Source organism: Autumnicola patrickiae (assembly GCF_031846525.1).
Taxonomy (GTDB): Bacteria; Bacteroidota; Bacteroidia; order Flavobacteriales; family Flavobacteriaceae; genus Autumnicola; species Autumnicola patrickiae.
The window spans coordinates 367,282-387,794 of sequence record NZ_JAVRHM010000001.1; the positions used below are offsets into that span (position 1 = coordinate 367,282).

A 20,513-nucleotide genomic window follows, 5' to 3' on the forward strand; every position below is an offset into this window, starting at 1 on the left:
AGGTTTAGATAAAGATATTTTAGTTGATATAAAATACACCAAATTAAACTGGTAATGAAAGACAATAAAAAGGTAGTTTACTGGCTGTTAACCGGCTGTGCATTAATATTTATCATGGTAATTATTGGAGGTATTACCAGGCTAACCCATTCCGGACTCTCTATTTCAGATTACAAACTTATAAGCGGCACCCTTCCTCCCATGAATGAGCAGGAATGGCAGGAAGCCTTTGAACTCTATAAACAATATCCGGAATATCAGAAACTTAACTATCATTTCGGACTCGAGGAATTTAAAGACATTTATTTTTGGGAATATCTACACAGGGTTTTTGGCCGTTTTATCGGAATTGTCTTTATTGTTCCTTTCCTCTACTTTCTGTTTACAAAACAGCTCTCTTCAAAAACTATTAAAAAATCTATTATACTTCTGTTTCTGGGAGGTTTCCAGGGATTTTTAGGATGGTACATGGTAAAAAGCGGGCTGGTAGACCAACCCGATGTAAGTCATTACCGACTGGCGATGCACCTTACTACTGCCTTTATTACTTTTGCATATACTTTCTGGGTGGCTCTGGATTTAATATATCCGAAACGAAAGCAAATAAACACAAAATTACGGAACCTTATAAGAGTAGCCCTTGGAGTTTTATTACTGCAGATTATTTGGGGGGCTTTTGTAGCAGGGCTCGATGCCGGCTGGATTCACAATACCTGGCCGTTAATGAACGAAGGAAAACTCATTCATGAAACGGTATATATAGAACAAAATCCTTTGTGGAGAAACTTTGTTGAAGGCAAGAGCGGCGTCCAGTTTGTGCACCGCTACATGGCCTTTGTGGTTGTAGGTTTCATTTTTTCTATCTGGTATAAATCCCGTGATATGGCGTTGTTGCCTCCCCAGGAAAAAGGAATAAACTGGCTGATTACATTGGTATTTGTACAGTTTCTATTAGGAGTCTTCACCTTAATATACGCAGTACCGGTTTGGCTGGGGGTAGCGCACCAGGTTGGAGCTTTTTTCCTACTGGCAGCCATGACTTTTACGCTGCATAGATTTACCAGATAATCGCATTTTCTAATCTAAAATTGTAACTTTGCCCCTTAAAATTAAAGCTATGGTTTATAGATTCAGAGTAATTCTTGATGCGGAAGAGGATGTGTTCAGAGATATAGAAATGCTTCAGGAAAGTACCCTGGAGGATCTTCATAACACCATAATTCAGTCTTTTGGCTTTGACGGGACAGAGATGGCGTCTTTCTATGCCAGTGACGACAACTGGAACCAGGGAGAAGAATTTTCGCAATTTGATATGGGTGGCGAAGTAAGGCTGATGAACGAAACCAGCCTGGATAGTATTCTTTCAGAAGATAATACGAAAATGATCTACGTTTATGATTTCCTGAATATGTGGACTTTTCTCGTGGAACTTGCTGAAATTGCAGATCCTGAAGACAGTATTGATTATCCAAACCTTATGTTCGTGCACGGACAAATTCCGAACGCAGCTCCCGAAAAAGAGTTCATTGGCGAAAGTGAAGAAGGATCGGCAGAATTTGATGACGACTTTGATATTGACGATTACGACAATCTTTCTTTTGACGAAAACTGGAATTAATAAGCATTCCCTCACCGTATATTTTTTAACTTTTTACTTTCATTACTAAATGATAAATCTCTTTAATGCCCAAATTGAATCTTTATCTATTCACAGAGTAGGTAATAAAAGTAGAAATGAAGGAATTTTCCTTTCTGCAAGTCCTTATAATCTTGAAGATGAAATTAAACCGCTTATCAAGGAATTTTTCCTGAAGCCTTTCCGGGAAAAAGAAGAAAATTACTATCAGTTTTCTCATGAAACAGACCTGGAGTTTAACGAACTTTACAACTTTGCAAATACAATTTTTGATAGTCCAGATCAGGCCCATGATGTTTCAAAGAAGATAACCACTTTGCTTTTTGAGCAGTCTGCACATCCACATATCAAAAGTGGCGAAGTTTACGTAGTATATTTCGAAAATATGCAGCTGGACAACATTAAAATGCCGGCCATCGGAATATTTAAATCTGAGTTAAAGCATGATTTTCTTCAGTTTGAAGAAAAAGGAAGTATTCTGGATATGGTTGTTCAGCAGGGAATTAACCTGAATAAACTTGACAAAGGAGCGCTTATTTTTAATACCGGCCGCGCTGAAGGTTATAAAATTCTTTCGGTAGATTCCAACAGGTATGATACTAAATACTGGCTGGAAAACTTTTTGGGAGTAGATATTCTTGCAGACGATAATTATCACACAAAAAACTACCTCAACTTTTGTAAAAACTTCGCTAAAGACGTGGTTCTTCCTGCGGAAGACAAAAAAGAAGAAGTTATGTTTATGAACCGTAGTATGGATTACTTCGCGAAAAATGACAAATTTGATGAGTCAAATTTCCTGAATTCGGTAATTGACAATCCGCAGCTGGTTCCAGAATTTCAGAATTATAAAACAGAGAAGGCGCCAAAGTACAAAATTGAAGATCTTTCAGATTTTTCTATTGTAAACACCGCCGTTAGCGCCGCCAGGAAGAAAATTAAGAGTGTAATTAACCTTGACACTAATATTCAGATTAAACTGGACTTCATAAACCCTGAATCTGCTGAAAAATTCGTGGAAAAAGGCTGGGATGAAGAAAAACAGATGTATTATTACCTGGTTTACTTCAATAAAGAAGAAAAAAGTTAAATAAAGTACGAGGTGAGAAGTTAGAAGTACGAAATCTTTTCTCTCTTTTATTTCCTCTCTCCTCTTTGTCCTTCCAAAGTCATGCCTCGAAAATGGCAATTATCAACCCTTAGTTTAGCAGGCGTTTCATATTGACATCTTCGTAATTTCGCTTAACAAAATCCAGTGCTGTTCTGAGAATTTGACCCATGGTACTCGCTCTTTTGAACTTTACATCGTTTGTATATTTATAAAGTTCCTGCCTTAGCCTTTTCACATTATCGCCTGTAGATACATGATCGTTAATCATACATCTTATGAGCTCTTTGTACCTGCTTTTTGTATTGATAATCCGCTTGGCAAGCAGCGAGCGTTCCTCTTTTCTATACTGTTCGATAGAGGATTCCTGCAGCTTTTCTGAAACCAGCTTCACCATATTATAATTCTCTTTGAAGAACTGCGGCCGGTAAACCTTCAAATTTCCTTCATAACATTGCTGATCGAAATCTATTGCCCTAATCTGGTACTGTACATGGTCAAAATCGTGCGTAGGGATCACCACATAATTGTAAGATCGCATATCACCAAGCAGTCTGACTGTGCAGCGCTCGTTGAATTTCACAAACTGTTTGGCGATTTGCGTTTGTTCCCTGTCACTGCAGGTTGGCAAGTGATCTTCGATAAAAACATCTCCGGGAATTCCGGCAATATGCTCTTCAATTAAAGTTTCCTGATAGACCAAAAAATTAATCCGGTGAGGGGAAAGCAAATGCTCAAATTCAAGTCCGTAAATCCGTGAGGCGTCTGCTGTTTTCACGTAGAAATAAGTAAAACTGTCGTTTAAGATGTTCCGGACTTTTATCCGGAAAGGTTTGGAATTTCCGAAGGTGCAGTAGTCTATCGCATCAATATTAAGAAATTCTAGCGAATCATCACTACCATCAGAATGTAGGATAGTGTAGACTTTCTTGAGGCTCTCGTCAATTTCCAGGCGCTCATGATCGGGATAATAACAGCGCACCCAAAATGTATCCTCTTCATGTTGATCATAAACCACTATAGAACCCGAAAACCTCAGCAAATCTTCATAAAACACAGGAATCATTGTATTGCGGTTATATTTCGCCAAATATCTGTTAAATCGCTGATTTATAGGAAAAGAAGGCTTCTTCTTCGACATTAATTTCTGCTCCATATATCTATTGGTTTTACCCAAAAATACAGTTTCTAGTGCGAAACATGTAACAAATTGCCATTTTCATCGTCATATTAAAAACATTTCATCCATTGGAAACAATCCTCAGCATCAGCAATCTTACTAAAAAATATGGCTCACTTACTGCTGTAGATAATCTATCTTTTACCATTGAAAAAGGAAATGTCTACGGAATTTTAGGCCCAAATGGTAGTGGGAAATCCACGACTTTAGGAATGGTTCTTAACGTGGTAAACAAAACCAGCGGAGATTTTCTGTGGTTCGATGGGAAAGAATCCACACATGAAGCCTTAAAAAAAGTAGGTGCAATAATAGAACATCCTAATTTTTATCCTTACATGACCGCGACCCAAAACCTGGCTTTGGTTTGCAAAATTAAAAATATTCCACCCGCGAAAATTGAAGAGAAACTTGAGCTGGTTGGGCTACTGGATAGAAAAAACAGCAAATTTAAAACCTACTCTTTGGGAATGAAGCAGCGTCTTGCTATTGCCTCTGCCCTACTTAACGATCCGGAAATTCTTATTCTTGATGAACCTACAAACGGATTAGATCCCCAGGGAATTCATCAGATTCGGGAAATTATCAGGAAAATTGCCTCAATGGGTACAACCATTCTTCTTGCTTCGCATTTGCTGGATGAAGTTGAGAAAGTCTGCTCTCATGTGGTAATTATTCGAAACGGAGTTAAACTTTATACCGGTCCCGTCGACGGAATCAATGCCAGTCATGGCTTTTTCGAACTTAAAGCCAAAGACACTGCCCGTCTTCAGGAGTTATTGAAGGACCATCCCGGAATTGGAAAAATTACTCTGAATGACGATCTGGTAACAGCGATCCTTGAAGAACCCATGGATGCTGAAGTGATTAACGAATATTTGTTTGAAAAAGGCCTCTCTTTATGTTATCTCGTAAAGAGAAAACAAAGCCTGGAAGAACAGTTCCTTCAATTAACTAACCAAACAAATAAAGCCTGATGTTACGATTATTAAATATAGAATTTCATAAATTAAAATACAGCCGTTCAGCAAAAATCCTAACGCTAACGTATTTTATCCTTATCACATTTATAGCTCTTTTTGCCTCCATTGAATTTAATGTCGGCAACATTCAGTTTAGAGTAGCAGACCAGGGGATTTTCAATTTCCCATACATCTGGCACTTTAACAGCTATATTGCGGCCATGCTCAAGCTGTTCCTGGCTATCGTTATTGTTTCTATGATGTCCAACGAATACAGCAACAGGACGTTAAAACAAAACCTGATAGATGGCCTGAGCAAAAAAGAATTTGTGCTCTCCAAATTTCTCACAGTACTTGTGTTCTCGCTGGTCTCAACTTTGTTCTTGTTTATAGTTTCTTTGATCCTGGGACTCTCTTTTTCAGATTATACAGAATTTTCCATAGTCTTTTCAGATCTGGAATATCTCGTAGGATATTTCGTAAAGCTTACCGCGTTTTTTTCATTTTGTATGTTCCTGGGGATTTTGGTCAAGCGCTCGGCATTTGCCCTGGGTTTCCTTTTTATCTGGTGGATCATAGAAAGTATTGCTTATGGTCTTTTGAAGTGGCAAATTTTTAGAGGTACAGAAACTGCAGACCAGATTGCGCGCTTTTTTCCGTTAGAAAGTATGGCGAATATTATTAAGGAGCCGTTTTCCAGGCTAAATGCCTTCCAGGCCGCTGCAAATCAGTTAGGTTCTGAGTTTCAAAAAGACTACGGTATCCATTGGTATCAGCTTCTAATAGTCATTGCATGGACAGTTATTTTTGTATATTTCTCTTACCGGTTGTTGAAAAAGCGGGATTTGTAATATCTTGGTGATCTTTCACCTGGATATGAATATTAGATATTGCCTTTTAATCCTGATTTATGTGTTTTTTGCTGCCGAAGCAGAAGCACAAAATGAAGCCTCCACCTGGTATTTTGGAGATAACGCAGGCTTGTCTTTTAATGGCGACACCCCTACTTCACTTTTAAACGGAAGACTCCAGACGGTAGAAGGCTCCACATCCATTTCTGATCGTAACGGAAACCTCCTCTTTTATACCGATGGGATTACCGTTTATAATCGCAATCACAGCCCCATGCGAAATGGAGATAACCTTAAAGGTAACGTTTCCAGCACGCAATCTGCCATTGTAGTGCCAAGACCTGGAAATCCCAGTCGCTACTATATTTTTACTGTAGACAAACCCGATTATTATTTATCTGCCGAAGACCCTTTAGAAGGAGTTAATTATTCTGAAGTGGATATGACCCTGGACAGTGGCCGCGGCGCCATAATACCAGGCAGGAAAAACATCCATCTCGTTACCTACAATCCTTCAGATCCAATTGAAAATGAATTTAAAAGTTCCGAAAAAATTTCAGCAGTTATTGGGGGTGATTGTGTCTCCTATTGGGTAGTTACACAATTCACTAATAAATTCTACTCCTTCAGGGTAAGTTCAGAAGGAGTGGAAAACGCTCCTGTTATTTCAGCATTTTCTGAAAATTTTCCTCCAATTATCAACGAAATTGAAGTTAACATTACCGCAGGCGGATATTTAAAAATTTCTCCGGATGGAAAAAAAATGGCAGCGGCTTTTTCCAATTCTTCACTTCAGAATTCAGGGATGGGCGGCAGTAAAAAAAACGGAAAAGTTTTTCTTTATGATTTTGATGATTTAACAGGAAAAGTATCCAATGCCCAACTACTATTGGAAAATTCTTATCCTTACGGAGTGGAATTTTCTCCTGAATCTACAAAAGTCTACGTCACAGCAAATATCTTTCGTGAAAACGATGTCCTGGACAGAAGCGAATTGTACCAGTTCGACCTTGCAAGTCCCGGCATCGCAAATTCCAGAACAATTATCCACTCTTCCCGAAACGTGGCGGGAGCACTCCAGCTTGCCCCTGATGGAAGAATTTACAGGGCCGGCTATCCCACAGACGATGGTGGGTATTTGAACCACAATTTCTTATCTGTTATTAATGAACCTGAAAATGCCGGCGCCAACGTTAACTATGCTCATAACGTTGTAGATGTTTCTCCTAACGATGTAAAACTCGGGCTTCCGCCTTTTGTACAATCTCTGTTCAGGAACAATTTTGAGGCTGCAAATTTTTGCCTTGGTGAACCAACTGAATTCTCTACCAGCGGTGACAATTATGACGCTGTGGAATGGGATTTTGGAGATGGAAATCTTTCTTCAGAAGAAAATCCGTCGCACACCTATTCCGCTCCCGGTTCTTATACCGTTAGTCTTACAAAATCTGTAAATAACATTCCTCAGGACCCGGTTTGCAAGGAAATTACGATAATTGGCATTCCTGAAGCTGCCCAGGATTATATCCTCACTCAGTGTGATACAGATGGGAATCCAGACGATGGGCTTACAGGTTTTAACCTGCAGCTGGCCCGGGATTATCTCACCGGAAACAATAATGGCATAAGTGTGCTTTTTTATGAGACTGAAAGGGATGCAACATTAGACAACCTTAATCGGGAAGGGCTGACAGATCTTTACCACAATACCTCACCAAACCAGGAACTGGTTGCAAAAGTAACCGGATTGGACGCCGAATGCACCACACTTACCAAAATACAATTAAGAACCACAGCAGGTGTAAATATAGATGCAGGAACAGCGAGTGGTTGTGATCTTGGCAATGGAGCAGCCGAATTTAATTTAGGCAACATTGCAGAAGATTTGCGTACAGAACTTAATCTTGAAGAAAGTGTAAGCCTCACTTTTCATAAAACTGAAGATGATGCTGTGTTGGGAGCCAATCCCCTGCCCAATTTTTATAATGCTGAGGCGGGCACTATTTATGTAAAAGCCTATCAGGAAGATGTTTGCTATGGCTATGGCAGCTTAAATCTTGAAATACAAAGTTTTCCCAACTTCCAGCAGAATAATATTCTGGAGCTCTGTTCTTCTGAATTTCCTTTGCATCTGGGAAAAGATCTTGTGTTGGAAAATCCGGAAGATTTTTCTTTTGAATGGAATACCGGCGAAACAACTGCCACAATTGAAATAAATGAACCGGGAAATTACAACCTCAATATCATCAATAACAGTTTTGGCTGCGGAAGAACCATAAATTTTAATGTTGAAGAATTGGATGCACCGGAAATCACCAATATCCAGATTGACAACAATGGCGCGGTAAGCGATGTTAGCATTATTGCAAATTCTAACAGTTCCAACCTGATGTTCTCCCTCGGTAACATTGATGGCCCTTACCAATCCAGCCCGGACTTTCGAAATATTGCCGGCGGAAGACATACGGTTTACGTTCGGGCAGAGAATAGCTGTGAAATTATAGCGGAAGAATTTACCGTATTTGGTTTTCCTAACTTTTTCACACCAAATAACGATGGCTATAACGACAGATGGAAACCCTATGACCTTGATAATCCTGAATTTACCATTCGCCATATTTATATTTTCGACAGGTACGGGAAATTACTAACACAGCTTAATCCCGATGGCGCAGGTTGGGACGGAAATTTCCAGGGGCGCGCAATGCCCTCAGATGATTATTGGTTCAACATTGTTTTTGAAGATGGAACTGAGATAAAAGGTCACTTCTCCCTTAAAAGATCGAATTGATTTTCAGGAGTTTGAATAGGCACGGGAATTGCGTAATTTCGCGTGGCTAAGAAAAGAATCCATGAAATTTAAAATAAAATCAAATTATAAACCTACCGGTGACCAGCCGCAGGCTATAAAACAGCTTGTAACGGCACTCAACCGGAACGATCAATATCAGACTTTACTTGGGGTTACAGGCTCCGGAAAAACTTTTTCTGTTGCGAACGTTATTGAAGAAGTACAAAAACCCACGCTCGTCCTCGCCCATAACAAAACCCTTGCGGCACAATTATATTCAGAATTTAAACATTTCTTTCCTGAAAATGCAGTGGAATATTTTGTGAGTTACTACGACTATTATCAGCCCGAAGCTTTTATCCCCTCTTCGGGAACTTATATTGAGAAAGATTTATCTATTAATGAAGAAATTGAAAAGCTAAGGCTTAGTACCACCTCTTCTCTGTTAAGTGGCCGGCGGGATGTGCTGGTTGTTGCTTCGGTTTCCTGTCTTTATGGTATTGGAAACCCTGTGGAATTCAAGAAAAACGTGGTTTCCATTGAAAAGGATATGAATATTTCCCGGACCAAATTGCTCCACAAACTGGTGCAAAGTCTTTATTCCCGTACTGAAGCTGAATTTTCCCGCGGAAACTTCAGAATTAAAGGCGATACTGTGGATGTTTTCCCTAGTTATGCAGATAATGCTTTTAGAATTCACTTTTTCGGAGATGAAATTGAAGAAATTGAAGCTTTTGATCCCGGAACAAATGATGTAGTTGAAAAATACGACCGGTTGAATATCTATCCGGCAAACATGTTCGTGACTTCACCAGATGTGTTGCAGGGAGCGATTCGTGATATTCAGGATGATTTGGTGAAGCAGGTCGACTATTTCAGGGATATTGGCAAACACCTGGAGGCGAAACGACTTGATGAAAGGACAAATTTCGACTTGGAAATGATCCGTGAACTTGGTTATTGCTCCGGAATTGAAAATTATTCCCGTTACCTCGACGGAAGAAAACCGGGGACACGCCCATTCTGCTTACTGGATTATTTCCCGGACGATTATTTAATGGTTGTGGACGAGAGTCATGTTACCATTCCGCAGGTACACGCGATGTATGGTGGTGACCGCTCGCGGAAAGAAACTCTGGTGGATTACGGCTTTAGGCTTCCCGCCGCAATGGATAACCGTCCGTTAAAATTTGAAGAATTTGAAGCACTTCAAAATCAGGTGATTTATGTGAGCGCTACCCCTGCAGATTATGAGCTTCAGAAGACAGAAGGGGTTTATGTAGAACAGGTGATCAGGCCAACAGGATTGCTGGATCCTATTATAGAAGTACGTCCCAGCCTTAACCAGATAGACGATTTAATTGAAGAAATTCATATTAGGGTTGAAAAAGATCAGCGGGTTCTCGTTACTACGTTGACTAAAAGGATGGCTGAAGAGTTGACGAAATATCTTACCCGCATCGATATTCGCTGTAGATATATTCATTCTGATGTAGATACTCTGGAAAGGGTAGAAATCATGCAGGATTTGAGAAAAGGGATTTTTGATGTGCTTATTGGGGTAAACCTGTTGAGGGAAGGACTGGATTTACCTGAAGTTTCCCTGGTCGCCATTATTGATGCCGATAAGGAAGGTTTCTTGCGTAGTAACCGTTCCCTTACCCAAACAATTGGTCGTGCAGCGCGGCATGTGGAAGGAAGAGCCATCCTGTATGCAGATAAGATTACAGATAGTATGCAGAAAACGATGGATCAAACCGAATACCGCCGCCAGAAACAAATTGAGTATAACCAGAAGCATAAGATTACACCAACTCCGTTAGTTAAAGCTTTTGACAGTGCCCTTGTAAAGCAGAAACTTGATGTTTATGATTACGATGACAGGCCAAAAACGTTAAAGGCTGCTGAAGAGGAGGTTGAATACTTCAGTAAAGTTCAGGTCGAAAAGGTAATTCGGGAAAGAAGAAAGGCAATGGAGACGGCTGCCAAAGAATTAGATTTTATGGAAGCTGCCCGGCTAAGGGATGAAATCAAGATGTTACAGGAGAAGGTAAAGGAAAAACATTAAAAAATGTTTGATCTAAAGCACTGATCTTTAAAATATTAATTTATATTGATCAGGCCTTAGAACATTTTTTGTAAATAAAGTGATTGCAAACATTATCACTTATGAAATTATCTTTTTTATTGCTGTCGTTGGTTTCTCCCTGTTTGTTATTCTCCCAGGTTGGCATAGGAACTACCACGCCTAAGGCTCAGTTGGATATTGTTGCTTCAGATAAAGCAAGTCCGAATATTATTGACGGAATACTTATTCCAAGAATCGAAAAATTTCCTGCAACTAATCCCGGAGCTGAACAAAACGGAATGCTGGTTTTCCTCAATAAAGATATTCCCGGCTTCCCATCCGGATTTTATTACTGGAGTGCAGATACTGGTAGCTGGAAGACTCTCACCGGTAGTTCTGGTTCGGGTTCTTCTGACTTCTATAAAACAGGCACCTCCACCAGTGCAGGAAATATTACCGATCCTGTTTTTCGTGAAGGAAACATTGGGATTGGAACTCAGCAGATTTCCTCAAAACTTCAGATTGCTATTCCCTCAGGAAAAGATTTAAACATAAAAAAACCTCTTGAAGTCGACAATAATAATTCGGCTACCGACAATCTTGCAACTTACGGAATTGTAAGTGACAACAGAAGCTCCACCAACGGACTCAAATATGGTTTAAAATCTAACGTGGGAGGCACCGGTACAGGGATTCATTACGGATTCTTCAATGAAACGTATCAAAATTCAGGAACCAGTGACATTTATGGAATCTATAATAGGATTGGCCGCACCTTTGGAGCAAGGAGCAACAACTATGGAATTTACAATGAAGTGGGGAGCACGCAGGGAGTTGGAAATATTTATGGAATTTATAGCGTCGCCTACGGTGACAGGAATGCTAATGTTTTTGCCGCTTACTTCGCAGGAAGAGTGGGAATTGGAGCCACTCCCGAAACTGATTACACTTTACCCGATAGCCGCGGACTTGAGAATCAAACTATGGTAACAGATAATGCTGGTGTGGTAAACTGGAAACATTCAACTTCTACAAATATGATTTCTACAGGAAGCGCTACCGGAGAATATGTTATTGGAGAAGAAGTAGGATCATTAAGAATAAACAATCAGGTTTCAGGAATTGTAATTCCAAAAGCTTCAGAAAATAAAGGAAGAAACATTACGCTTTTTGGATGGCCGGGAACAGGAGTCAAAAACCTGGTTTTCCTGGGAACCGATAACCTGCTGGACATTTCGACCAACACCACAGTGACAACAATCCAGGGAGGAAAAACATACGTTATTCAAAGTGCCGGAAACAGATGGATCCTGCTTTTGAAGCAATAGTTTTTTTAAAGTCCACATCTTCGGAAAAATAAAAAAGCATCCGAACTTTCCGGATGCTTTTTTAACTAATTCAAGGCAAACAATCTTAAGAAATTTCGATCAAACGTTTAGGCTGTACTTTAGCTTCCTCACGTTTCGGAAGGCTAATTTGCAGTACACCGTCCTCGTAACTTGCAGAAATCTGGTTACTGTCTACAGACTCTGGTAAACTGAAGGCTCTTTTGAAATTAGTGTAACTAAATTCTTTTCGGGTAAACCTTCCTTCCTTGTCTGAAGATTCCTTTTCTTTCTTCTCTTCAGAAGAAATTGTTAGCACATCATTTTCCAATTCGATGTTGAAATCTTCCTTCTTCTTTCCCGGAGCGGCTACAGATACTGCAAATTCGTCCTCATTTTCCCTAATGTTTACAGCAGGAATACTTGTTCCAATACTGTTTACATTAGTAGTTCCTCCTAACCAGTCAGTTTTAAACATATCGTCGAAAACTGATGGCAGCCAGTTGGCCTCGTTTGTTTTAATTAAACTCATGACTAATTATTTTTTAAGGTTAAACTTTTAATTTTTCATAGATGCAATAGCAATTCAAATTCCAAAACAGAAAACAAGCCATTGTGTCACAATCAGCTCACTTTTTTATGTCATATAGTCAGTTTTCAGATACTGAAGCTTACCAGAGGTCGATAAATGTCATTTTTGAGGCACCGCTTGAAAAAGAAAAATTCAAGTTCTAACCTGAAAAAGGAAAGAAAGAGAGAACAAATTACTCCTTCTAACTTCTCACCTCGTACTTAAAATGTCGATAATTGTCATTTTCGAGGGTTCTCTTAAAAATGGAGGTTCTGAATTGGGAAATTTCATCTGAAATACAAAATCCAAAACGGAATTTTTCCTAATTCGGAAAAGAATGAGTTAAATTTGCAGTATGGGACTAACAAATAATGACATTTTTAAAAAATTAAGGGTAGCTCACAAATTACGTGATGATGATATTGTGCAAATTTGCGCCCTGGTTGATTTTAAAGTAACCAAAAGCGAACTGGGAGCAATCTTCCGAAAGGAAGATCATCCAAAATATGTGGAATGTGGCGACCAGTTTCTCCGAAATTTCCTAAACGGACTAATCATTCATCTTAGAGGACCGATGCCGGGAAAGGGTGAAAAAGTGAAGAGTGGAGAGTAAATCAGCCTGTAGACGGTAGACGGTAGACGGTAGACGGTAGACGGTAGACGGTAGACGGTAGACGGTAGACGGTAGACAAAACTAAAAAAGGAGTAGCATTTTGATTAATGCTACTCCTTTTTTATTGATTATTGTTTACTGTAAATTGTTTAGAAAATTATCTGACCAGTTTTTTGTACTTGATTCGCTTCGGCATTATATCGCCACCAAGACGTTTTTTCTTGTTTTCCTCATAATCTGAGAATCCGCCTTCAAAGAAGTAGACTTGTGAATCACCTTCAAAAGCAAGGATATGAGTACAAACCCTATCGAGGAACCATCGGTCGTGGGAAATTACCACCGCACAGCCTGCGAAATTCTCCAATCCTTCTTCCAGCGCCCGCAGTGTATTTACATCCAAATCGTTAGAAGGCTCATCGAGTAACAACACGTTTCCTTCTTCTTTTAAAGTCATCGCAAGGTGAAGCCTGTTCCGTTCTCCTCCTGAAAGCATGCTGACTTTCTTATTCTGCTCGCTTCCGCTAAAGTTAAACCTGCTCAGGTACGCCCGGGAATTAACCTGACGACCGCCCATCATTACCAATTCCTGCTCATCACTAAAGTTTTGCCAGATGGTTTTTTCAGCATCAATATCACTGTGCGCCTGGTCTACATAGGAAATCTTAGCGGTCTCCCCTACTTCAAAACTTCCTTTATCAGGTTGCTCCTCGCCCATTATCATCCTGAAAATTGTAGTTTTACCGGCACCGTTAGGACCAATTATTCCGACAATCCCGGCCTGCGGCAATTTAAAATTAAGATCTTCATAAAGAAGCTTGTCTCCAAAAGCCTTACTAACTCCCTTGGCTTCGATCACATTGGTTCCCAGCCTTGGTCCATTCGGGATATAAATTTCAAGCTGTTCGTCTACCTGCTTTTGGTCCTGACTCATCAACTTGTCGTAATTATTCAAACGAGCCTTCTGTTTCGCCTGTCTTCCCTTAGGATTCATTCGCGACCATTCCAGCTCTCGTTCCAAAGTTTTCTGACGCTTGCTCGCCTGCTTTTGTTCCTGCGCAAGTCGCTTAGACTTTTGATCCAGCCAGGACGAGTAATTTCCTTTCCACGGAATTCCTTCTCCCCTGTCCAGTTCCAGAATCCAGCCAGCAACATTATCGAGGAAATAACGGTCGTGTGTCACAGCAATTACCGTCCCTTTATACTGCGCAAGGTGATGTTCCAGCCAGTGCACAGACTCGGCGTCCAGGTGATTGGTAGGCTCATCCAGAAGTAAAATATCAGGTTCCTGAAGAAGTAAACGGCACAATGCGACACGGCGTCTTTCCCCTCCCGATAATACTGAAATTTTCTTGTCACTTTCCGGAGTACGAAGTGCGTCCATTGCTATTTCCAGCTTCGTGTCGAGCTCCCACGCATTGGTAGCATCAATTTTATCCTGAAGTTCTGCCTGCTTATCCATAAGCTTCTGCATCTTATCTGCATCTTCATAAACTTCAGGTAAACCGAACATATCGTTAATCTTGTTGTATTCGTCCAAAACAGAAACTGTTTCAGCTACACCTTCTTTTACAACATCCAGCACAGTTTTATCTTCATCCAGTTTAGGCTCCTGTTCCAGGTAACCAATACTGTAGCCAGGGGAAAAAACCACGTCACCCTGATAGTTGTTGTCCTCTCCCGCAATAATCCTAAGCAAGGTGGATTTACCAGAACCATTTAACCCTAAAATTCCAATTTTCGCTCCGTAAAAAAAGCTCAAATAAATGTTCTTGAGAACAGGAGTATTTGCATTTTTATAAGTCTTGGTAACTCCCGACATGGAGAAAATCACCTTTTTATCGTCTGCCATAATTCTTAAATTTTGATGTATCAGTCTTTTCTGAAATCTGATTTTGATCTTCAGAAGAAATGCAAATATCTTAAAATTTGATTAGAAAATAATTGATGTCTTACCAAATATCAGCTTTTATGAAGTCCGAGTAAACGCAGAATGACAAGTAGTTGTCCTGTGTGGTAAGAAGTGTGTTCTATCACCAGCATAAGCTCTCGTAAAAGACTGTGATCTTCTCCGTTCTTAACCGGATGCATTAGTTGGTTTTCCGGGTCCAGAATAAAATCTTCAAAGTCTTTACGGCACTCAAAATAATCTGCTTTTAATTCTTCCCAGTCTTCTTCGCTTTCAGGAAACTGCATCTCCGGCCAGTAATCATCGGGCCAGTTCGGACTTTTATATCCTTCAGTCATACAATAGTCTATAATATCTTTTTGAGCATAGGCAATATGGTAAAAAACTTCATAAAACGAGTACGGAAGCGTTTCCGGACGTTTTCCGACTTTATCATACGGGATTTCATCGAGAAATTTGGCTAAAGACAAATATGCCTCACCTCCCTGCAAATGCTTAACCAGTTGTTCCTTCATTTGTTTCTCTTCCATCCTATACTCTGCCTTTTAATGCATTAAATGCCCAGGAAATCGCGAAAAATCCAATCCCGACCACAGAAAATCCTATAGCGTAATCAATATATTTTAATACTCCCAGCAAGATCACTGCCGACCCAATTAAAAACAGGACGAAAGACGCCCAGCCAAAAATGGTATTCTTATTCATTCCCATAACGATATCCTTATAATCAAAAGCTTCTCCAGATAATCCTGCTTTTCAATATTCCAATAGACTTGATTTTGTATTTTAGCGGAACAGCAATTTAAGGGAGTTTTTCCTTATTGTATCATAAAAATATACGAATATTTTTAGCTTTTTCCGGTAATTCCGGAGTCTATTCTCAAATTTTAAACAACATGAATATCAATTTCAATAAAAATGAAGATCATAACCGACTTCTGGTTTCCAATCTTAATCACAGGCTAAAGGAAGTAAAACTCGGTGGTGGCGAAAAAAGAATTGCAAAGCACCACGACAAAGGCAAAATGACTGCCAGGGAACGAATTGACTATCTTTTGGATGAAAAATCAAAGTCTGTAGAAATTGGTGCTTTTGCCGGCGACGGCATGTACAAAGAACACGGTGGCTGTCCAAGTGGCGGCGTGATTGTGAAAATTGGCTACGTCTCGGGAAAGCAATGCGTTGTAGTGGCCAATGACGCCACAGTAAAAGCAGGAGCCTGGTTCCCCATCACTGGGAAAAAGAACCTCCGCGCGCAGGAAATAGCTATTGAAAACAGGCTGCCAATTATCTACCTTGTAGACAGCGCCGGAGTATTTTTACCGATGCAGGATGAAATTTTTCCTGATAAAGAACACTTCGGAAGGATATTTAGGAACAATGCGGTAATGAGCAGTATGGGAATTACCCAAATTGCCGCTGTTATGGGTAGTTGTGTAGCCGGTGGAGCATATTTGCCAATTATGAGCGACGAATCTATTATCGTAGAAAAAACCGGAAGTATTTTTCTTGCCGGAAGTTACCTGGTGAAAGCAGCAATTGGAGAGAGTGTCGATAATGAGACCCTTGGTGGGGCTACCACTCACAGTGAAATTAGCGGCGTCACAGATTACAAGGCGAAAAATGATTCTGAAGCGCTTGAAAAAATTAAAAATATCATGGACAAAATCGGTGTTTTTGACAAAGCCGGTTTTAACCGAAAAGAGTCCGCTAAGCCCAAAGAGGATGAAAATGAAATCTTCGGGATCCTGCCCAAAAAGCGCAGCGATCAATACGACATGACCGAAATTATAAAACGTCTTGTAGATAATTCAGAATTTGAAGAATATAAAGAAGGCTACGGACAAACAATTATTACCGGCTATGCGAGAATCGATGGGTGGGCCGTTGGTATTGTTGCCAATCAGCGTAAGATCGTTAAAACCAAAAAAGGGGAAATGCAGTTTGGCGGAGTGATTTATTCTGACTCTGCAGATAAAGCCACCCGTTTTATTGCGAATTGTAATCAGAAGAAAATTCCGTTGGTTTTCCTTCAGGATGTCACAGGATTCATGGTAGGCAGCAAAAGCGAACACGGCGGGATTATTAAGGATGGCGCAAAAATGGTGAATGCGGTGAGCAATTCTGTAGTTCCAAAGTTCACCGTGATAATTGGTAATTCTTATGGTGCTGGAAATTACGCCATGTGCGGTAAAGCATACGACCCGAGGCTTATCGTTGCCTGGCCCAGTGCAGAACTGGCCGTTATGGGAGGCACACAGGCTGCTAAAGTACTGGCTCAGATTGAAACTGCAGCGATGGCTAAAAAAGGAGAAAAAGTAGATGAAGAAAAGGAGAAAGAAGTTTTCGAAAAACTCAAATCAAAGTATGACGAGCAGACCTCTGCCTATTACGCTGCCGCAAGACTGTGGACAGATGCTGTAATAAATCCTGTGGACACCCGTAAGTGGATTTCTATGGGAATAGAAGCCGCTGACCATGCTCCTATTGAAAAGGATTTTAATATGGGCGTAATACAGACATAAATTTAAACCAGACATGAAAAATCTATATTTCGTAATATTTGCTCTTCTTTTAATATCCTTTAAAAATAACGCTCAAGTATTAAGCAACAAGGAGGGAAAATATACTGAAGCCGATACTCTTAGAGGTTCTCTTCGGAAGGAACGTGCCTACGATGCTTTAAAATATCATTTACAAGTGAGGGTTGTCCCTAAAGACAAATTTATTTCGGGATCCAATACAATTACTTTCAGGACCAAAGAAAAACTACCGGTAATGCAGGTAGATCTTTTTGAGAATATGAAGGTGGATTCTATTGTTCGGAAAGGAAAAAAGCTGAATTACAAGCGTAAACATAATGCTGTTTTTGTTGAATTTTCCAGACCTTTAAGGAAAGGCAAAAAGGATTCCATTCAGTTTTATTACTCCGGAAATCCGGTTGTGGCAGAAAGAGCTCCGTGGGATGGCGGATTCGTCTGGACCGAAGATGAAAATGGAAATCCATGGATAGCAGTTGCCGTGCAGGGAATGGGCGCAAGTACCTGGTATCCAAACAAAGATCATCAAAGTGATGAACCCAATGAGGTGCTTAGCGAAATTGAAGTCCCCACAGGCCTGACAAATGTTTCCAACGGCAGACTTTTAGGAAGTGAAAAATTGGGTGATGGCTACACTAGGTGGAAATGGAAAGTTTCTAATCCCATTAATAACTATAATGTGGTTCTGAATATTGGCAAGTACGCTCATTTTCATGATCAATATAAAGATCTGGACCTCGATTATTACGTGCTGGAATACAACCTGGACAAGGCAAAAGACCAGTTTGAACAAGTGAAGCCGATGATGGAGTGCTTCTATGAAAAAATGGGGCCCTATCCTTTTCCGGAAGACGGATTTAAACTTGTGGAAACGCCTTATCTCGGGATGGAACATCAAAGTGCAGTGGCCTACGGAAATCATTACATGAACGGCTACCTCGGAAACGATTTATCAGGAACCGGCCACGGACTATCCTGGGATTACATCATTATTCACGAGTCGGGACACGAGTGGTACGGAAACAGTATTACTACCAAAGATATTGCCGATATGTGGGTTCATGAAGGATTTACCAGTTATACCGAAGCAATTTTTGTGGAATGTGAGCAGGGAAAAGAAAATGCGCTGGAATACCTGAAAGGCCTTAGAAGAAATATCAGTAATCAGAGCCCAATAATTGGAGACTACGGAGTAAATGCTGAAGGATCGGGTGATATGTATGCAAAAGGAGCCAATCTTCTAAACACCATCCGTAGTATTTACAGGAATGACGAGCTATGGTGGAAAACGCTTCGGGATTATACTGAAACTTTTAAGCATAAAACGGTTACTACACAGCATGTAGAAGATTTTTTCAACGAACCAATAGCAACCAATCTTCAGCCGGTTTTTGACCAGTACCTGAGACAATCTGCCATTCCGGAATTTCAGCTAAAGCAGGAAGGAGAGACGATTTCTTTTCGGTGGGAAGCAGATGTTCAGAATTTCACCATGCCTGTAGATGTGCTAATCGATGGCGAAGAAGAACGACTAATCCCGACCGAAAACTGGCAAAAACTGGCAGGCGTTAAAGACCTTGGTAGTGTTGAAGTAAAAACGGAGGAGTTTTATGTGGGTGTGGAAAAATCTGCTTCGGAATAACAGAAAAAATATAAAAAAATAGGACTCTATCTCCAGAGCCAGTAGCAAATATTCAGGTTTTCTAAAGAGCCACTCGCGCTATAGTTTCAAAGAAGATTTATTATTAGATCTTTTTAAAGCCACTGCCCAAAAATTGGCATTTTCGGGCAGTGGCTTTTTTATGTGCTCAAAATAAAAGGTTCAACCGACTTTACTTTTTACCGTATTTTCCCGATGAATTTTTCCGGAAGAAGTTTCTTCGAATCTTTCTATGAGATATATTTTTTTCGGAACTTCAAATTTCTCCAAAATTGGTAGTTTTTCGATCTTTTTCTTTAACTGAAGCAGCAATTCTTCAGAAAAGTCATTTTCCACGAACAAAACCAGCTTATCTCCAAGCGCATCATCGGGAATTGAGGTAATAAAAAACCGCTGATCGATCACCGGACTCATTTTCTGCTCTACTTCTTCAGGAAAAACCTTAATCCCGCCTGTATTTATCACATTATCGATCCTGCCTTTCCAAACAAACTTTTTGTACGTCAAAATATCCACAATATCGTTCGTAACAATAACCTCATCTGAAAGTTTTGGCGCTTTTATCACGAGACAACCTCTGTTATCTTTGGAAATATTAATATTGGGCAAAACTTTAAAAGGCCTGTTCTGCCTCTTTTTTGAGTTGAGCCGTTTAGCAGCAATATGCGTTACTGTCTCCGTCATACCATAAGTTTCATAAACTTTGGTATCAACATCTTTTACCATTTTCCGGATACGATAAGAAACCGCACCACCGCCAACTATAAGTTTCTTAATGAGATGAAGCCGTCCAACGGAATTATCCAGCTGAAAAGGCGTCATTGCGCAAAAATCGTAACGCTTAAAAACCTGGTCTAACGGATTAGATGACGGCGGAATTAAATCCAGCTGCCAACCCAAGACCATTGCCCGAACCAACATCATTCTTCCCGCAATATAAGTGGCCGGTAAACACAACAACGCTGTCGTACCCGCCGGTAATTCAAAGAATTTGGAAGTAGCCAGAGCCGAATTTACCATGTGTTCCTTTTTCAGCTTAATCTCCTTTGGAGTGCCCGTAGATCCTGAGGTTTTACTGATGGTGAAAGAGGACGGTTTTAACCAGTCCAGGAGAAAACTTCCGATTTTCTCCTCGTAAGCCTCTCCTTCCTTAATAAAACTATACGCAACCTGGCGCAGTTCAGCATTGGTAAAATGCTGCTTGTTGAGTCTGAATTCCGAGTGCGTTTCAGGTACTTTGTATTTGTCTATCATAGCGTAAAATCAAAACTATTTTGATTTTGATAATGGGAAGTTAACAAAATG

At 40.1% G+C, this 20,513-nt stretch carries 17 protein-coding genes; 11 read left to right on the forward strand and 6 right to left on the reverse strand.

Features of this window, described 5'->3' with window-relative positions:
* The first annotated feature begins 54 nt into the window (after nt 1-54).
* The 3 genes from RM549_RS01700 to RM549_RS01710 are packed head-to-tail and all read left to right on the forward strand — an operon-like array spanning nt 55 to nt 2,726.
* A complete protein-coding gene (locus RM549_RS01700; RefSeq protein WP_311680042.1) occupies nt 55-1,068 on the forward strand; it encodes a COX15/CtaA family protein in 1,014 nt (337 codons plus the stop codon).
* Between the two features lie 49 nt (nt 1,069-1,117).
* Nucleotides 1,118-1,618 (forward strand): IS1096 element passenger TnpR family protein, encoded by a 501-nt coding sequence (locus tag RM549_RS01705; RefSeq protein WP_311680044.1) that lies wholly within the window; start codon nt 1,118-1,120, stop codon nt 1,616-1,618.
* 49 nt (nt 1,619-1,667) lie between these two features.
* Nucleotides 1,668-2,726, forward strand: a complete 1,059-nt coding sequence (locus RM549_RS01710; protein ID WP_311680045.1) for a nucleoid-associated protein — start codon at nt 1,668-1,670, stop codon at nt 2,724-2,726.
* A 109-nt stretch (nt 2,727-2,835) separates the two neighbouring features.
* Here RM549_RS01710 and RM549_RS01715 read toward each other — a convergent pair whose 3' ends face one another.
* Nucleotides 2,836-3,900: a hypothetical protein gene (locus RM549_RS01715; RefSeq protein WP_311680046.1), complete on the reverse strand. Its 1,065-nt coding sequence runs from the start codon at nt 3,898-3,900 to the stop codon at nt 2,836-2,838.
* 92 nt (nt 3,901-3,992) lie between these two features.
* Between RM549_RS01715 and RM549_RS01720 the strand changes: the two genes are divergently transcribed.
* The 5 genes from RM549_RS01720 (at nt 3,993) to RM549_RS01740 (ending at nt 11,921) form a co-directional block, all read left to right on the forward strand.
* Nucleotides 3,993-4,898, forward strand: coding sequence for an ABC transporter ATP-binding protein (locus RM549_RS01720; RefSeq protein ID WP_311680048.1), 906 nt, complete (start codon nt 3,993-3,995; stop codon nt 4,896-4,898).
* Nucleotides 4,898-5,734 (forward strand): ABC transporter permease, encoded by an 837-nt coding sequence (locus RM549_RS01725; RefSeq protein ID WP_311680050.1) that lies wholly within the window; start codon nt 4,898-4,900, stop codon nt 5,732-5,734. The genes RM549_RS01720 and RM549_RS01725 overlap by 1 nt, the downstream gene beginning before the upstream one ends.
* A gap of 25 nt (nt 5,735-5,759) precedes the next feature.
* Entirely contained in the window at nt 5,760-8,525 is a 2,766-nt protein-coding gene (locus tag RM549_RS01730) for a T9SS type B sorting domain-containing protein (RefSeq protein ID WP_311680052.1), read from the forward strand.
* A gap of 61 nt (nt 8,526-8,586) precedes the next feature.
* Nucleotides 8,587-10,593, forward strand: coding sequence for an excinuclease ABC subunit UvrB (gene uvrB, locus RM549_RS01735; protein ID WP_311680054.1), 2,007 nt, complete (start codon nt 8,587-8,589; stop codon nt 10,591-10,593).
* Nucleotides 10,594-10,694: 101 nt separating this feature from the next.
* The gene (locus RM549_RS01740; RefSeq protein WP_311680056.1) at nt 10,695-11,921 is read left to right on the forward strand and encodes a phage tail-like protein; all 1,227 of its coding nucleotides are present in this window, start codon (nt 10,695-10,697) and stop codon (nt 11,919-11,921) included.
* Between the two features lie 85 nt (nt 11,922-12,006).
* Here RM549_RS01740 and RM549_RS01745 read toward each other — a convergent pair whose 3' ends face one another.
* Complete coding sequence (locus RM549_RS01745) at nt 12,007-12,450, reverse strand: Hsp20/alpha crystallin family protein (RefSeq protein WP_311680058.1); 444 nt, start codon at nt 12,448-12,450, stop codon at nt 12,007-12,009.
* Between the two features lie 394 nt (nt 12,451-12,844).
* Here RM549_RS01745 and RM549_RS01750 point away from each other — a divergent pair, with 394 nt between their 5' ends.
* Nucleotides 12,845-13,102, forward strand: coding sequence for a DUF1456 family protein (locus tag RM549_RS01750; RefSeq protein ID WP_311680060.1), 258 nt, complete (start codon nt 12,845-12,847; stop codon nt 13,100-13,102).
* Nucleotides 13,103-13,259: 157 nt separating this feature from the next.
* On the opposite strand, the gene ettA is transcribed toward RM549_RS01750, so the two are convergent.
* From ettA to RM549_RS01765, 3 genes are all read right to left on the reverse strand, one after another.
* Nucleotides 13,260-14,951 (reverse strand): energy-dependent translational throttle protein EttA, encoded by a 1,692-nt coding sequence (ettA, locus tag RM549_RS01755; protein WP_311680062.1) that lies wholly within the window; start codon nt 14,949-14,951, stop codon nt 13,260-13,262.
* A gap of 110 nt (nt 14,952-15,061) precedes the next feature.
* Nucleotides 15,062-15,538 (reverse strand): DinB family protein, encoded by a 477-nt coding sequence (locus RM549_RS01760; RefSeq protein WP_311680064.1) that lies wholly within the window; start codon nt 15,536-15,538, stop codon nt 15,062-15,064.
* Between the two features lies 1 nt (nt 15,539).
* Nucleotides 15,540-15,719 carry a CAL67264 family membrane protein gene (locus RM549_RS01765; RefSeq protein WP_311680066.1) on the reverse strand — a complete coding sequence of 60 codons (180 nt, stop codon included), beginning with the start codon at nt 15,717-15,719 and terminating at the stop codon, nt 15,540-15,542.
* Nucleotides 15,720-15,904: 185 nt separating this feature from the next.
* Between RM549_RS01765 and RM549_RS01770 the strand changes: the two genes are divergently transcribed.
* Nucleotides 15,905-17,533 (forward strand): acyl-CoA carboxylase subunit beta, encoded by a 1,629-nt coding sequence (locus tag RM549_RS01770; RefSeq protein WP_311680068.1) that lies wholly within the window; start codon nt 15,905-15,907, stop codon nt 17,531-17,533.
* Between the two features lie 13 nt (nt 17,534-17,546).
* Nucleotides 17,547-19,190 carry a M1 family metallopeptidase gene (locus RM549_RS01775; protein WP_311680070.1) on the forward strand — a complete coding sequence of 548 codons (1,644 nt, stop codon included), beginning with the start codon at nt 17,547-17,549 and terminating at the stop codon, nt 19,188-19,190.
* Nucleotides 19,191-19,370: 180 nt separating this feature from the next.
* On the opposite strand, the gene RM549_RS01780 is transcribed toward RM549_RS01775, so the two are convergent.
* Nucleotides 19,371-20,462: an AMP-binding protein gene (locus RM549_RS01780; protein WP_311680072.1), complete on the reverse strand. Its 1,092-nt coding sequence runs from the start codon at nt 20,460-20,462 to the stop codon at nt 19,371-19,373.
* Nucleotides 20,463-20,513: the final 51 nt, after the last annotated feature.